Source organism: Helicobacter marmotae (genome assembly GCF_003364255.1).
In the GTDB taxonomy this organism is placed as follows: Bacteria; Campylobacterota; Campylobacteria; order Campylobacterales; family Helicobacteraceae; genus Helicobacter_C; species Helicobacter_C marmotae.
Window position 1 is genome coordinate 122,271 of sequence record NZ_NXLR01000003.1, and the last position, 15,285, is coordinate 137,555.

10 protein-coding genes and 9 tRNA genes are annotated in these 15,285 nt (G+C 39.4%); all 19 read right to left on the bottom strand.

Going from position 1 to position 15,285, the window contains the following annotated elements; all coding sequences use genetic code 11:
• Positions 1 to 12: 12 nt before the first annotated feature.
• Positions 13 to 402 carry a 30S ribosomal protein S12 gene (gene rpsL / locus CQA63_RS03055; RefSeq protein WP_034326268.1) on the bottom strand — a complete coding sequence of 130 codons (390 nt, stop codon included), beginning with the start codon at positions 400 to 402 and terminating at the stop codon, positions 13 to 15.
• An 89-nt stretch (positions 403 to 491) separates the two neighbouring features.
• Entirely contained in the window at positions 492 to 9,176 is an 8,685-nt protein-coding gene (locus CQA63_RS03060) for a DNA-directed RNA polymerase subunit beta/beta' (protein WP_104699305.1), read from the bottom strand.
• Between the two features lie 160 nt (positions 9,177 to 9,336).
• On the bottom strand, positions 9,337 to 9,714 hold the full coding sequence (rplL, locus tag CQA63_RS03065) for a 50S ribosomal protein L7/L12 (RefSeq protein ID WP_104699304.1): 378 nt from the start codon (positions 9,712 to 9,714) through the stop codon (positions 9,337 to 9,339).
• Positions 9,715 to 9,730: 16 nt separating this feature from the next.
• Positions 9,731 to 10,213, bottom strand: coding sequence for a 50S ribosomal protein L10 (rplJ, locus tag CQA63_RS03070; RefSeq protein ID WP_104699303.1), 483 nt, complete (start codon positions 10,211 to 10,213; stop codon positions 9,731 to 9,733).
• An 88-nt stretch (positions 10,214 to 10,301) separates the two neighbouring features.
• The gene (gene rplA, locus CQA63_RS03075; RefSeq protein WP_104699302.1) at positions 10,302 to 11,006 is read right to left on the bottom strand and encodes a 50S ribosomal protein L1; all 705 of its coding nucleotides are present in this window, start codon (positions 11,004 to 11,006) and stop codon (positions 10,302 to 10,304) included.
• An 18-nt stretch (positions 11,007 to 11,024) separates the two neighbouring features.
• Complete coding sequence (gene rplK / locus CQA63_RS03080) at positions 11,025 to 11,450, bottom strand: 50S ribosomal protein L11 (protein WP_104699301.1); 426 nt, start codon at positions 11,448 to 11,450, stop codon at positions 11,025 to 11,027.
• A 27-nt stretch (positions 11,451 to 11,477) separates the two neighbouring features.
• A complete protein-coding gene (gene nusG / locus CQA63_RS03085) occupies positions 11,478 to 11,993 on the bottom strand; it encodes a transcription termination/antitermination protein NusG (protein WP_104699300.1) in 516 nt (171 codons plus the stop codon).
• A gap of 30 nt (positions 11,994 to 12,023) precedes the next feature.
• Entirely contained in the window at positions 12,024 to 12,206 is a 183-nt protein-coding gene (gene secE / locus CQA63_RS03090; protein WP_104699299.1) for a preprotein translocase subunit SecE, read from the bottom strand.
• Between the two features lie 51 nt (positions 12,207 to 12,257).
• Positions 12,258 to 12,333: transfer RNA gene (locus CQA63_RS03095), tRNA-Trp, on the bottom strand.
• Between the two features lie 16 nt (positions 12,334 to 12,349).
• Positions 12,350 to 12,520, bottom strand: a complete 171-nt coding sequence (gene rpmG / locus CQA63_RS03100; protein ID WP_104699298.1) for a 50S ribosomal protein L33 — start codon at positions 12,518 to 12,520, stop codon at positions 12,350 to 12,352.
• Positions 12,521 to 12,530: 10 nt separating this feature from the next.
• Complete coding sequence (tuf, locus tag CQA63_RS03105; protein WP_104699297.1) at positions 12,531 to 13,730, bottom strand: elongation factor Tu; 1,200 nt, start codon at positions 13,728 to 13,730, stop codon at positions 12,531 to 12,533.
• A gap of 75 nt (positions 13,731 to 13,805) precedes the next feature.
• A tRNA-Thr gene (locus CQA63_RS03110) sits at positions 13,806 to 13,880 on the bottom strand.
• Positions 13,881 to 13,954: 74 nt separating this feature from the next.
• Positions 13,955 to 14,031 (bottom strand) — tRNA-Gly (locus CQA63_RS03115).
• 63 nt (positions 14,032 to 14,094) lie between these two features.
• Positions 14,095 to 14,179: transfer RNA gene (locus CQA63_RS03120), tRNA-Tyr, on the bottom strand.
• A 51-nt stretch (positions 14,180 to 14,230) separates the two neighbouring features.
• Positions 14,231 to 14,306, bottom strand: a tRNA-Thr gene (locus tag CQA63_RS03125).
• A gap of 224 nt (positions 14,307 to 14,530) precedes the next feature.
• A tRNA-Ser gene (locus CQA63_RS03130) sits at positions 14,531 to 14,618 on the bottom strand.
• 46 nt (positions 14,619 to 14,664) lie between these two features.
• Positions 14,665 to 14,739 (bottom strand) — tRNA-Cys (locus tag CQA63_RS03135).
• 30 nt (positions 14,740 to 14,769) lie between these two features.
• A tRNA-Leu gene (locus tag CQA63_RS03140) sits at positions 14,770 to 14,857 on the bottom strand.
• Between the two features lie 147 nt (positions 14,858 to 15,004).
• Positions 15,005 to 15,079, bottom strand: a tRNA-Gly gene (locus tag CQA63_RS03145).
• Positions 15,080 to 15,285 lie beyond the last annotated feature (206 nt).

The following is a 15,285-nucleotide window of genomic DNA, read 5'->3' on the forward strand; positions in this document are numbered from 1 at the left end:
TCTCCTCCTTATTTATTTTTTATCGCCGCTGGCTTTTGCCTTTTTGGCACCATACTTACTACGTGATACACTTCGTTTAGCTACACCAGCAGTATCTAGCGCACCGCGTATAATATGATACTTCACACCGGGCAAGTCTTTCACACGACCACCGCGGACAAGCACAATGGAGTGCTCTTGAAGATTATGACCTTCTCCGGGGATATAGCTAATCACCTCTACTTTTGAAGTTAATTTCACTTTCGCTACTTTTCTCAAAGCCGAGTTTGGTTTTTTTGGTGTTGTGGTATAAACACGTGTGCAAACGCCCCTTCTTTGTGGGCATTCCAATAACGCAGGAGACTTTGTTTTGCGGATAACCTTTTTTCGTTCTTTCCTAATTAACTGATTTATGGTTGGCACTGATGTTTCCTTTATGTGAAATTACAATAAAAAATGCAGGATTTTACCTGATAAAAACTTTTATTTCTCTTAGAAAAATAGGCACTTGCCTATTTTTCCTCCTCGTCTGTGGAGCATTTCTGCTTGCCATATTTATAAGCAAATTTCTTATTCTTATATAAACCTGTCCCAACAGGTATCATACGTCCAAGCACGACATTTTCTTTCAAGTCATCAAGCGTATCTCTCTTAGCTGCAATGCTAGCCTCTGTAAGTACTTTTGTGGTTTCTTGGAATGAAGCTGCAGAGATAATAGAATCACTCCCAATGGCTGCACGAGTAATACCAAGTAACACAGGTTCAGCTATGGCTGGCTCGCCTCCAATTTTGAGTATCCTCTCATTCTCTTCCTTGAAATGTCGCTTACTTACTAAATCACCCTCAATAAACTTTGTATTCCCACTATCAACGATTTTCACTTGTCGAAGCATTTGTGAGACAATAATCTCAATATGCTTATCGGCGATACTCACGCCTTGTCGTCGATATACCTGCTGCACTTCACTCACAATATACTTATGGAGCTCTTTTTCTCCGCTAATGCGTAAAATATCATGGCTTGATACCACTCCATCTGTCATTGCTTCACCAGCGTGGATAAACTCCTGCTCATGGACAAGAATCTTCTTATTTTTATCTACAGCATATTCTGCCACTCTTCCATCTGCTGATGTAATAATAATACGTTCTTTACCGCGTATGGGCTTCCCAAAGCTCACCGTCCCATCAAGCTCAGAGAGTATAGCTGTATCTTTTGGCTTTCTTGCTTCAAAAAGCTCTGTTACACGTGGAAGACCACCTGTAATATCCTTTGATTTTGCTAATGCCTTAGGAATCTTAGCGATAATATCAGCCACTTCTACCTTATCTCCGTCATTTACGGCAATGGAAGTGCGAGATTCTAAACGATATGCTATTTCTTTGCCATCTTTTGTAGTAAGCACAATCATAGGCTTATAGCCCGCAGGCACATACTCATTGATGACAAAATTCTTTTGATGTGTATTTTCATCTTCTTGCTCACTCACTGTTAGCCCTGCTATCACATCTCTAAATGACACTACCCCAGCTTGGTCTGCAATAATTGGCTCACTATACGCATCCCATTCTGCAACCACAATTTGCTCATTTGATGTAGGTTCAGAAATAATAGTGTTCATATCTACTTCGCTATTATCATCAACAAGAATCTTAGAAGTGCGCGCAATATAATGACGAATAGCCTCTCTGTCATTTTTATCAGCGATTACGGCAAACATACCTTTCTCATTAACAATCATTCCAGCCTTAACATCATGATTACGTTCTAAAGTATCCGAACGAAGGGTATAAAACTTCACTACACCTTTTTCTTTAGCGATGATTCTTTGAGAAATAGGTGCATTATCTTCCACCTTTAATTCACTTCCGTATGGAATCCGTGCAGGCACATTCCAGCTATCCATAATCGTATCCACAACGCTACCGCCAGCTTTTACCTTATATCCGCTCTCATGAGGCACAAGTAATTTACCCTCAATCTTCCCAGATACACCAGCAAGCTCATTTTGCTTGGCTACATCATCTTTTCTTAAGCGATATGTTGCAGAACGTCTCTTATCCCCTATGATAGTAATATGCACCTCATCATGGACATTCTCTACGCGAATCTCTCCATCAAACTCCGCTTTAATACGTGGCTCAACAACCAAAATCGCTGCATTCCTACGATTAGCCACAATCTTTTGCCCTTTGCTATTATTGTAGGTGCGAATATTGTGATAGCGTATAAAGCCCTCTTTCTTAGCCACAATCTGCTTCTCTTCTGTGCTTCTACTCGCAGTTCCACCTACGTGGAATGTTCTCAATGTAAGCTGAGTGCCCGGCTCTCCAATACTTTGCGCAGCAAGTACCCCAACAGCCTCTCCGGGTTTGACCATTTTAGATTCACCAAGATTGAGACCATAGCATTTTGAGCAAACACCCTTACTTGCCTTACAGGTTACAGGAGTGCGTATCATTACAGACTTCACATTTGCTTCTTTAATACGTTTTGCCATCGCGCTATCAACCAACACTCCCTCGCTTAAGAGAATCTCATTTGCAATAGGATCGATAATATCACGTGCCAACACACGTCCAACAACGCGCTCTTCAAGTGGCTCAATCATATCACTTCCAATGGTAATATCAGTAATCTCAACCCCTTCATGCGTGCCACAATCCTCTATTGTGACTTTCATATTCTGGCTTACATCAATAAGTTTTCTTGTAAGATACCCGGCATTAGCGGTTTTAAGGGCAGTATCTGCCAAGCCCTTTCTCGCACCATGCGTAGAGTTAAAATACTCTAATACATTTAAGCCCTCTTTAAAGTTTGATGTAATAGGTGTCTCAATAATCGTGCCATCGGGCTTTGCCATAAGCCCTCTCATAGCTGAAAGCTGACGTATTTGCGCCTCACTTCCTCTCGCACCAGAATCTGCCATCATATAGATAGAATTAAAGCCTTCTTTGTCATTTTTGACTTTTTCCATCATGAGTTTGCCCATTCTTTCACTTGTTTCTGTCCAAATGTCAATACTCTTATTATATCGCTCTTGGGCGGTAAGTAGCCCTTGCTCAAACTCACCCTGGATTCTCTTAATTTCCTTTTTTGCCTCATCAATCATTTTCACTTTATCATGAGGGATAATAATATCTGCCGCAGAAATAGAAATACCTGCTTTTGTAGCATATTTGAAGCCAAGATTTTTGAGATTATCCAAGAAAGTTGCTGTAATGCCTAAACCACCCTCCTTATAAACATAATCAATCAATGTCCCTATATCTTTTTTCTTCATCGTTTGATTCCACAAATTCATAGGAACAAAGTTAGGCAAAATTGAGCTTAAAATCATACGTCCTGCGGTTGTATCTATAACGCGATTGGCATATACCGTTTTAATGCGCGCATTAATATCGAGTTCGCCCATTTCAACTGCCATTACAATCTCATCAATACTTGCAAAAATTTTATGCTCTCCTTTAACTCCCTTTTTCTCAAGTGAAAGATAATACAAGCCTAAAACCATATCTTGGCTTGGCACAGCTACTGCCTTTCCACTTGCGGGAAGTAATATATTCATAGAGCTAAGCATAAGCACTTTACATTCTGCAATCGCTTCTTGTGAAAGCGGCACATGAACTGCCATTTGGTCGCCATCAAAATCCGCATTAAATGCAGAACATACAAGCGGGTGCAATTGAATCGCCTTGCCATCAATGAGTTTGGGGTGGAATGCCTGAATAGACTGCTTATGCAAGGTTGGCGCACGATTGAGTAAAACAGGATAACCATCAACAATTTCCTGCAAGCATTCCCATACTTCATTGGTTTTTTGACTTACCATTTTCACAGCTTGTTTTAATGTAGTCGCATAACCCTTTTCTTCAAGCTTGGCAAACAAATGCGGTTTGAATAATTCGAGTGCCATATTTTTGGGCAATCCACATTGATCCATTTTAAGATTCGGACCAACAACGATCACACTTCGTCCAGAGAAATCCACACGTTTGCCAAGCAAGTTTTGTCTAAAGCGTCCCTGCTTGCCCTTAATAATTTCAGAAAGAGATTTGAGTGGACGTTTGTTTGCGCCTTTAACGGCATTAGCATTTCTCCCATTATCAAAAAGCGCATCAACCGCCTCTTGGAGCATTCGCTTTTCATTACGTACAATGATCTCTGGAGAATCAAGCTCAATAAGGCGCTTTAAGCGTTGATTACGATTAATCACTCGTCTATACAAGTCATTCACATCACTTACAGCAAACTTCCCGCCATCAAGTGCTACCAAAGGACGCAGGTCTGGTGGAAGCACGGGCAAGATAGTAAGCATCATCCATTCTGGGCGATTCCCTGAATTAATAAAGCTTTCAACCACCTTAAGACGTTTTACAATAGTCTTTTTCTTCGCTTCAGAATTGGTTAGCCCAATTTCTTCACGCAATGTGTTTAAAAGCACCATTAAATCAAGCTCTTCAAGGAGCTCCTTAATGGCTTCCCCACCCATTTGCGCTATAAACCCGGTGTGTTCAAAACGTTGATTAATGCTCTGAAACTGCTCTTCGTTTAAAACATCATATTTCAAAATAGGCTTTGTGCCCTCATTGTCATAAAATGCCTCACCCGGTGATTTTACAATATATGCCTCATAATAAAGCACGCGCTCTAAATCTTTCATTTTCACGCCAAGTAACGTACCAATACGGCTTGGCAATGAGCTTACATACCAAATATGCGCCACAGGTGCGACAAGCTCAATATGCCCCATTCTTGAGCGGCGCACTTTGGCTTTGGTAACTTCCACACCGCATTTTTCACACACAATGCCCTTATAGCGCATTTTTTTATACTTACCGCATAAACATTCATAATCGCGCACAGGACCAAAGATTTTGGTACAAAATAAGCCATCTCTTTCAGGCTTTAATGTGCGGTAATTGATTGTTTCTGGTTTTTTAACTTCGCCATGACTCCAAGAGAGAATCTTCTCCGGACTTGCTAACACAAGCTGGAATGAACTAAAATCTTTAGGACGTTCATCTTCTTTAATCACAATAGGCACATTGGCGTCATTTTCATCTTTTTCTTCACCATAGATATTCACATCAAGGGCAAGGGATTGCAGCTCTTTTGTTAAAACATAAAATGTCTCTGGGATTTCAGATTCACCAACATATTCGCCTTTGGTAATAGCTTTATACGCTCCTCTTCTGCCCTCTGTATCATCAGATTTAATGGTAAGCATTTCTTTAAGCGTATGTGCTGCACCATAAGCCTCTAACGCCCATACTTCCATTTCTCCAAATCGTTGCCCCCCAAAGAGTGCTTTCCCACCAACAGGCTGCTGTGTAACCAAAGAATAAGGTCCGGTACTTCTGGCATGCACTTTTTCATCAACTAAATGATGAAGTTTAAGCATATACATATAGCCTACATTCACACGTTCGCGCATTTTTTCACCTGTTTTGCCATCATAAAGCTCTGTTTTGCCATCGGTATCAATTTTAGCTAACGCAAAAAGTTTATCAAACTGCTTTTGTTCGATGCCCTCAAATACAGGAATGGCAAATTTCACACCCTTACTCCAATCTCGCGCATAGGTAATCAACGCCTCATCACTCATGGATTCTAAAAATTTAATCATTGATTTATCATCAGCATTAACCACTTGAGCGATTTCAATCATTTTAGCTCGCAAGTTGCTTAGCCATTGCTTTGTTTGTGAGGCAAATATATCTCCAATTTGTGCCCCAAGATTCTTGCCTACAAGCCCTAAATGCACTTCTAGAATCTGCCCAATATTCATACGACTTGGCACACCAAGAGGATTAAGCACAATATCTACTGGCTCTCCATCGGCAGTATAGGGCATATCCACAATGGGGACGATATTGGAGACAATACCTTTATTTCCATGTCTTCCTGCCATTTTATCGCCCACTTTAAGTTTGCGCTTAGTAGCGATATAAATCTTCACGAGTTTCACAACTCCACTTGGCAAAATATCATCTTTTTCTAAGATAGAAAGCTTTTCTTCATGCTCTTCACCTAAGGTTTTCTTCTGCTCCAAGAAGTTTGTTTTAATCTGCTCATAGCATGCCTGCACTTCTTTAGAGTAGCTTTTAAGCAAAATGCTTAAGGTAAAGGGATTAAAAGTACCAAGCTCTTCTTTAGAAATCTGGGTGCCTTTTTTGAAAACCTTATCAGCCACTTTCGCATCACTTGCAAGTTTCTCTTTGGAGAGCATAAGTGAAATACGCAATGCCTCTTCTTGCTGAATCATCGTTAGTCTATCATGGTGTTCAATATCAAGCACACGTTTTTCTTCATCATGGGCACTCATTGCACGTGCGTCTTTTTCATAACCTTTTTTTGTAAAGATTTTCACATCTACCACAGTTCCCTCAAGAGAAGGTGGGCAGTAAAGTGATTTATTGACCACATGCCCCGCTTTTTCCCCAAAAATAGCGCGCAAGAGACGTTCTTCAGGCGTTGGCTTCACTTCACCTTTTGGAGAAACTTTCCCCACTAAAATCATACCCGCACTTACATATGTACCAATGCGGACAATCCCGCTCTCATCAAGATGTGCGGTTTCTGCTTCTTTTGTGCCCGGAATATCTGCTGTAATCTCTTCAAGTCCATGCTTCAACTCACGTGCTTCAATTTCTTTCTCATAAATATGAATAGATGTAAAAGCATCTTCTTTAATAAGCTTCTCGCTTACAACAATCGCATCTTCAAAGTTATAACCATTCCATGGCATAAAGGCTACGCGGACATTTTTACCTAATGCCAATTCTCCATTATCCATACTTGGACCATCAGCAATAATCTGCCCTTGCTCTACTTTATCACCTACACGTACAATGGGTTGTTGAGAAAAGCATGTATTTTGATTGGTGCGGAGATTCTTGCAAAGATGGTAGTGGTCAATATATGCCCCATTATCATCTTCACCAAGTATATAAATATTTTTAGAATCCACCCTTTCCACAATACCACCACGATTTGCTTTGATAGCCTCCCACGAATCACGAGCAATAATTTGCTCTATGCCCGTCCCCACAACTGGAGCATCAGGCTTTAATAAAGGCACGGCTTGACGTTGCATATTTGAACCCATAAGCGCGCGATTGGCATCATCATGTTCAAGGAAAGGGATCAGTGAGGCTGCCACACCTACAAGCATACGAGGGCTTAAATCTATAAGCTGAACACGCGATCTTTCACTTAAGATAATTTCACCATCCTTGCGCGTTTCGATTAAATCTTCAACAATATGCCCATTTTTATCTACTATTGTACTCGCTGGGGCTATTACTATGCCCTCTTCTTGGGCAGCAGTGAGATAAATAATTTCATCAGATACAACGCCATTTTCTACCTTTTTATATGGAGCTTCAATAAAGCCTAAGTCATTCACGCGTGTGTATGTAGAGAGCGTATTAATAAGCCCGATATTTTGACCTTCTGGCGTTTCAATAGGACAAATTCTCCCATAATGTGTAGGATGCACATCTCTTGCCTCAAAGCCTACTCTATCTTTCACAAGTCCGCCTTCACCAAGGGCAGAGAGCCTACGTTTATGCGTTACTTCTGAGAGGGGATTAGTTTGATCCATAAATTGAGAGAGTTGCCCACCGGTAAAAAACTCCATAATCGTACTTGTAATCATCTTGCCATTGACTAAATCATGCGGCATAATAGTATCAAATGCCCCGCTTAATGAAGTAAGCTTATCTCGAATGGCTTTTTGCATTTTCACAAGCCCTGCGTGCAATTCATTGGCAAGCAATTCTCCAATAGAGCGGATTCTACGATTACCCAAGTGATCTCTATCGTCGATTTTTCCTAAACCATTTTTCACTTTTAAAAGATATTGAATCGTCTTAATAATATCCTCATGTGTAAGCACGGTTACATAATCAGGGACATTAATTTGGAGTTTATGATTCATCTTCATACGACCCACACGTGTTAAATCATAACGTTCTGAATCAAAGAAAAGTTGTCTTACAAAACTCTTAGCCACTTCTTTTGTTACAGGCTCACCCGGTCGCATAACCTTATAGATTCTAATAGCAGCAAGCTCATTTTCATCATCAATTTTTTCGCTTTGTCGAAGCATTTTGAGCGATTCTGCATCAGCAAGAAATGAATTAATAATAGAGCTATCTACACCCATAGCACTATCATTGGCTATCACAAACTCATTAATTTTAAGCTCAAGGAGTTTTTTGAGTTTGCCCTCATCAAGTTGTGTAAGCGTATCAAATAACAATTCGCCTTGTGCATTATAAATAGGCTGGACAAGAAATTTATTCACAAGCCCCTCAATTGGGTATTCAATCAAATCAATCTTTGCCTCTTTAAGTTCTTTGATTTTTTTGGTAGAGAGACGCTTGCCTGAAGCAACTAAAAGGTTACCCTTTGAATCTTTAATATCAAAATCAGCTCGATTACCAATACTATCAATATCAAAAGGAATCAGATATTTGCCTTTTTGGTATTTCACCTTTTGTAATGGGTAAAAAATCTTAAGAATATCTTGCTTGCTATATCCCATAGCGCGCAAGATAATCGTTACTGGCACCTTGCGTCGCTTATTAATACGCGCATACAACACATCTTTAGAATCGTATTCAAAATATAGCCAAGAACCCCTATCAGGAATAATTTGTCCTGTATAAATAAGTTTATTTGATGAAGTGCTAGACTCCTCTTCCTTAAAAATAACGCCGGGACTGCGATGAAGCTGATTAACCACAACGCGTTCAACACCATTGATAATAAAGCTTGTCCTATCTGTCATAAGAGGAATATCACGGATAAAAATATTTTGCTCCTTGACATCTTTTACGCCTAGTCGCTCACCTGTTTTTTCATCTTTCTCCCAAAGCACAAGACGAATTTTAATCTGCAATGATATTGCATAAGTTACGCCACGCACCATCGCTTCATTAATTGTATATTTAGGCTTACCAAATTTACACCCTGCATATTCAAGTGTAATGCGATTTTGGTTATCTTGAATAGGAAAAACAGACTTAAATACGCGCTCAATACCAGATTCCTTATCGCCCTCAACACAAAGAAAATCATTATAGCTATTTCTTTGAAGGAGTAAAAGATTAGGAACATCGATACTTTGAGGATTTTTAGTAAAATCAGCACGGAGTCTATTTTTAAGTTTTTTGAAGTTTGTCATGTGCGTATCCTTACTTTTCATAAATTAAAAAGAGTGAAATACTCTAAAAAAACCTAAATTTCAGTTTTAAAGTATTTTTACAATATTTTATAAGTGCAAAAAGCCAAATCTTAAAAAGCTAAGATTTGGCGGTAAAAGAATTGAGAAAGAATGTCAAAAATTACTTGATTTCAACTTTTGCCCCTGCTTCTTCTAATTTCTTCTTAAAGTTTTGAGCATCTTCTTTATTAACGCCCTCTTTAAGGGTGCTTGGTGTTTGCTCTGTGGCATCTTTAGCTTCTTTCAAGCCTAAGCCTGTAATTTCACGCACAGCCTTAATAACATTAATCTTATTTGCACCTGCATCAACAAGAATGATGTCAAACTCTGTTTTTTCTTCTGCTGCCGCCCCTGCCGCTGCACCAGCTGCTGCACCAGCAACAACCGTTGGAGCAGCACTTACTCCAAATTTTTCTTCAAAAGCCTTCACAAGCTCTGAAAGCTCCAAAACAGAAAGATTACCTATATACTCTAATACTTCTTCTTTAGAAATTGCCATTTTACACTCCTTGATTTTAGTTTTCTTCTTTTTGTTTTCTTAAATTATCAAGCCCCGTAACAAAGTAACGAGTAGGCGCTGTCCATACGGATAGCAACATACCAATCAACTCTTCTTTGCTTGGTAGCTTCGATACAGATATGATATGCTTAGCATCAACTACCTGACCATCAAATACACCAACTTTAAGACTAAAATGTTCGCTATGAGCATCTGCGAATTTGCAGATAATTTTAGACAAAACAATTTGGTCATCTGCCCAAAGAAAAATATTTGTATCTTTAAGCTCTAAGGCTGGATATTCTGCATTTTTAACCGCAATGCTTGCTAAAGTATTTTTAATTACGTGAACTTTAACATTTGCTGCTTTTGCGGCACGTCTTAGCTCTTCAAGGTAACTTACTTTCAAGCCTTTATAATCACATACAACAAACGCAGAAGCTTCCTTAAACTCAGAGCTCAAATATTCCACAACTTGCTTCTTTTCTTGTCTAGTCATTTTAACCTCCTTCCAGCCCAAAACCTCACATAGGGTATTTTAAGCCTTAAGCCCCTATGCTCTTTGGTCTAAGATAAATATAATATGCTTATTTTACATCCATAAGCTCTTGTGAATCAAGCCTAATAGCGGGGCTCATAGTCAATGACAATGTACTACTACGAATGTATTTGCCTTTTGCCGAAACGGGTTTTAGCTTATTAATAGCACGAATAAGTTCAAGCATATTGTCGCGTATTTTATCTTCATGGAACGAAACTTTGCCAATAGGGGCGTGAATAATACCCTTTTTATCCACTCTAAAATTTACTTGCCCACTTTTAGCATTAGAAACAGCTTTTGCAACATCCATTGTTACCGTGCCTGTTTTGGGATTAGGCATTAAACCCTTTGGACCAAGAATACGACCTACCTTACCTACAAGAGCCATCATATCTGGAGTAGCTATCACAATATCAAAATTAATATTGCCATTTTTAATCTCATCTGCTAAATCATCAGCACCAACAATATCAGCACCTGCACTTTTTGCTTCATCTGCCTTTATGCCTTTTGCAAAAACAGCCACACGTACTTTCTTGCCTGTACCATGAGGTAAGACAACAGCCCCACGTATCATTTGATCAGCATGTCTAGGATCCACACCCAAACGTAATGCTACTTCAACGGTTTCATCAAATTTTGCTGACGCTAGTGTTTTCAGCACACTTACACCACTTTGGACATCATAGACCTTTTGTGTGTCTATTTTTGCTTGCAATACTTGCAATCTCTTTGCTATTTTTTTACCCATCACAAACTCCATTTATATCTAATCTTGAATTTCAACGCCCATACTTCTTGCGCTTCCTGCTACAATCAACTTTGCAGCTTCAATATCTGAAGCATTAAGGTCTTCCATTTTGGTTTGGGCTATTTCTTCAAGTTGTTTGCTTGTTAATTTCCCAACTTTATTTTTGAGGGGATTATCTGAACCTTTTGTGATTTTAGCAGCCTTCTTAATAAGATCTGTCACTGGAGGCTTTTTGGTAATAAAGGTAAAACTTTTATCCTGATAAATAGTAATCACTACAGGAATATTAAAATCACCCATATCCTTTGTTTTTTCATTAAATGCCTTACAAAACTCCATAATATTCACACCTCTTTGCCCCAATGCTGGACCTACAGGAGGAGATGGATTAGCCTTCCCTGCTGGAATCTGCAATTTTAATTCACCAACAACTTTTTTACCCATTTTGTATATTCCTTCCTTTTAGCAAATTTAAATGATTTTCTCTACCTGTGAATACAGAATCTCAACAGGTGTATTGCGCCCAAAAATAGAAACATTTAACTTGAGTTTCTTATGTTCTAAATCATACTCTTCTACCGTCCCTGTAAAATTGACAAAAGGACCATCAACAATCCGCACAACTTCACCATGTTCAAAAGAAATTTTCGGTTTAGGAGCACTAGGATTTCTCACTTTTTCTAAAATCTTAACAATATCAGATTCGCTCAAAGGAGTAGGCTTTTTGCTCTCGCCTATAAAACGCCCAACCTTAGGCAAGGATTGAATCATATGCCAAAGCTTTGTATCTAAATCCACTTGGATAAATACATAGCCGGGATATAAACTTCTATCTACGATTTTCTTCTTTGTTTCAATGATAGATTCTGTAGGAACCACAACTTCACCGAATCTATCTTGCATCTGATTCTGAATGATAAGATTGCGGATTGCTTCGCCCACAGATTTTTCACTGCCAGAATACGTCTGTATTGCATACCACTCCACACTTCACCTCTTTAGCAATGTTTTACATTATTACAAAATACTTGATATAGAATGAAATAAAATCCAATCAACTAATGCCAAAAACAAAGTAATTACACTTACCACGATAAGCACAGATACAGAAGCATTACGAATCTGCTCTTTTGTAGGAAATATAACCTTCAAGCGCTCTTCATTTGCGTTTCGAAAATAGGCTTTTACTCTTCTAATCATATTTATTATCTCTTTATACTTTTCATTTCAATTTGCACTATAGCAACTTCATGGCAGGTCAGGAGGGACTCGAACCCCCAACACTCGGTTTTGGAGACCGACGCTCTACCATTGGAGCTACTGACCTATAAGCTAGGCAACGCCTAGCTTTTGAGTTTTACTTCCTTATGAATAGTATGTTTATTCAAACGAGGAGAAAACTTTCTGAGCTCCAGTTTTTCTGTTTTCGTCTTAGTATTTTTAGTAGTGCTATAGTTAATATCACCACATTCTGAACATTTAAGTCCTATTTTAATGGTGCTACCCTTTGCCATATCAAACCTTTTATTCAATAATCTTTGTCACAACACCTGAACCAACAGTTCTACCACCCTCACGAATAGCAAAACGGGTACCTTCTTCAAGTGCTACAGGTGCGATAAGCTCAACTGTAATCTTTACATTGTCTCCGGGCATAACCATTTCTACACCATCTGGAAGTTCAATAGAACCTGTAACGTCTGTTGTTCGCACATAAAATTGAGGTCTATACCCTTTAAAGAATGGAGTATGTCGCCCACCTTCTTCTTTTGATAGCACATAAATTTCGCCTTCAAATTTCTTATGTGGTGTGATTGAACCGGGCTTACAAAGCACCATTCCTCTCTCTACTTCTTCTTTTTTTGTTCCTCTTAGGAGAATACCTACATTGTCTCCGGCTTCACCTTTGTCAAGCTCTTTTCTAAACATTTCAACACCAGTAACTGTTGTCTTTTGTGTATCACGGAGACCAACTATTTCCACTTCATCTCCCACTGATACCACGCCTCTTTCTACACGTCCTGTTACAACGGTTCCACGACCAGCAATTGAAAACACATCTTCAACGGGCATAAGGAATGTTTTTTCTGTATCACGTTGTGGAGTCGGAATATATCTATCAACTTCTTCCATTAGCTTCAATACTTTTTCTCCCCATTCACCTACATTTCCAGCCTTTGCTTCTTCAAGAGCCTTAAGAGCAGAACCAGCAACAATAGGTGTATCATCACCCGGGAAATCATATTGATTAAGCAATTCACGCACTTCCATTTCCACAAGTTCAAGCAACTCTGCATCATCTACCATATCTTGTTTATTCAAAAACACAACAATGTAGTGAACGCCCACTTGGCGAGAAAGAAGAATGTGCTCACGAGTTTGAGGCATAGGTCCATCTGCAGCAGAAACAACAAGAATCGCACCATCCATTTGAGCTGCACCTGTAATCATATTTTTAACATAGTCAGCATGCCCGGGGCAATCCACGTGCGCATAATGGCGATTTTCTGTTTCATACTCAATATGAGAGGTAGCGATCGTAATCCCTCTTTCTTTTTCTTCTGGAGCATTATCGATATTATCATAATCCCTCAACTCTGCAAGACCTTTGGTTGCCAACACAGCAGAAATAGCTGCACTCAAAGTTGTTTTACCATGATCCACGTGCCCGATTGTTCCCACATTTACATGGGGTTTGTTTTTCACAAACTTTTCTTTTGCCATTTTATTCTCCTAACTCAAAATAAATTTTAATTTTCAGAATCCTATTCAACAATGAAGATTCCATGCCTAGAAAACTGGAGCCCATAAGCGGGATTGAACCGCCGACCTCTTCCTTACCAAGGAAGTGCTCTGCCACTGAGCTATATGGGCATTACAAAGTATGGTATAAAAATTGCGGAGAAATCTTAACTCAAGATATTGTAAGTGAAGATTCAGCTCCCAGATGGAGCGGGAAACGGGGCTCGAACCCGCGACCCTCAGCTTGGAAGGCTGATGCTCTAGCCAACTGAGCTATTCCCGCAAACTTAAATAAAATTATTCGCCTACCACCTAGAAAATCCTTTAAGTACCAAACAAGGAAAGGTGGTGGTGAGTCGTGGATTCGAACCACGGAAGTCATAGACAGCAGATTTACAGTCTGCCCTCGTTGGCCACTTGAGTAACTCACCAAAATAAAACAAAACTGGTCAAACACTGAAAGCAACATGCTAGAGTGCAAATGGAGCTGGTTAAGGGACTTGAACCCCCGACCCTCTGCTTACAAGGCAGATGCTCTACCAACTGAGCTAAACCAGCAAATCTCTATGAATACTAAAACTTATAGGGGCAAAATTCTATAAAAATCCTTTTTGAATGTCAAGGGCAACTCTTATGGCTAAGCACTTTCATACATTTCATACAATAGGATTACCAAACGCGTCTTAATGAACGAGAACCATAAAGCAACATTAATCAAAAACAATATTTCTTTATAGCATTTCTTCAAAAGATTTAGCACAAATACCCAAAATAATCAAAAGTGGCCGGGAGAGAGGGATTCGAACCCCCGGAGGTGTTACCCTCAACGGTTTTCAAGACCGCCGCTTTCAACCACTCAGCCATCTCCCGATACACAACAATCCTACTTTGGTAAATTTAAGCTCTTATCACGATTTGGAGGCGACACCCAGATTCGAACTGGGGAATCAAGGCTTTGCAGGCCCATGCCTTACCACTTGGCTATGTCGCCCTATCCATAAAGCAGCTATATACTTAAAAGTGGTGCCCGAGACCGGACTTGAACCGGTACAGACGCAATGTCCGAGGGATTTTAAGTCCCTTGTGTCTACCAATTTCACCACCCGGGCTAATCAAATAACATATAACTCAAAATACGTAAAAATACTTAAGGTATCGCAAAATATCCACAAAATATCCATGTATATTTATGGCTTTATGTTTATGGCTAGATTGCTTAAACTGATTAAAGTTTGAGAGATGAAAATACCTAAGTATGGAGCGGGAGACGGGGATCGAACCCGCGGCCCCAACCTTGGCAAGGTTGTGCTCTACCACTGAGCTACTCCCGCACTATTTTTAAGGGTGTCATTGTATCAATGCTTCATAAAAAAATCAAGGGTAAAATGTGAAATGTAACAAAAAATTATCATTTTATTATATAATCCCTTGAATCAGCCAAAAAGCATAAACATAAAAATTTAAGAGCATAACTAAAAGAATATTTTAAGGGGCGTTCATTCAGAGTTTCGCTCTCTAGTGTCGCACTCTAGACGTT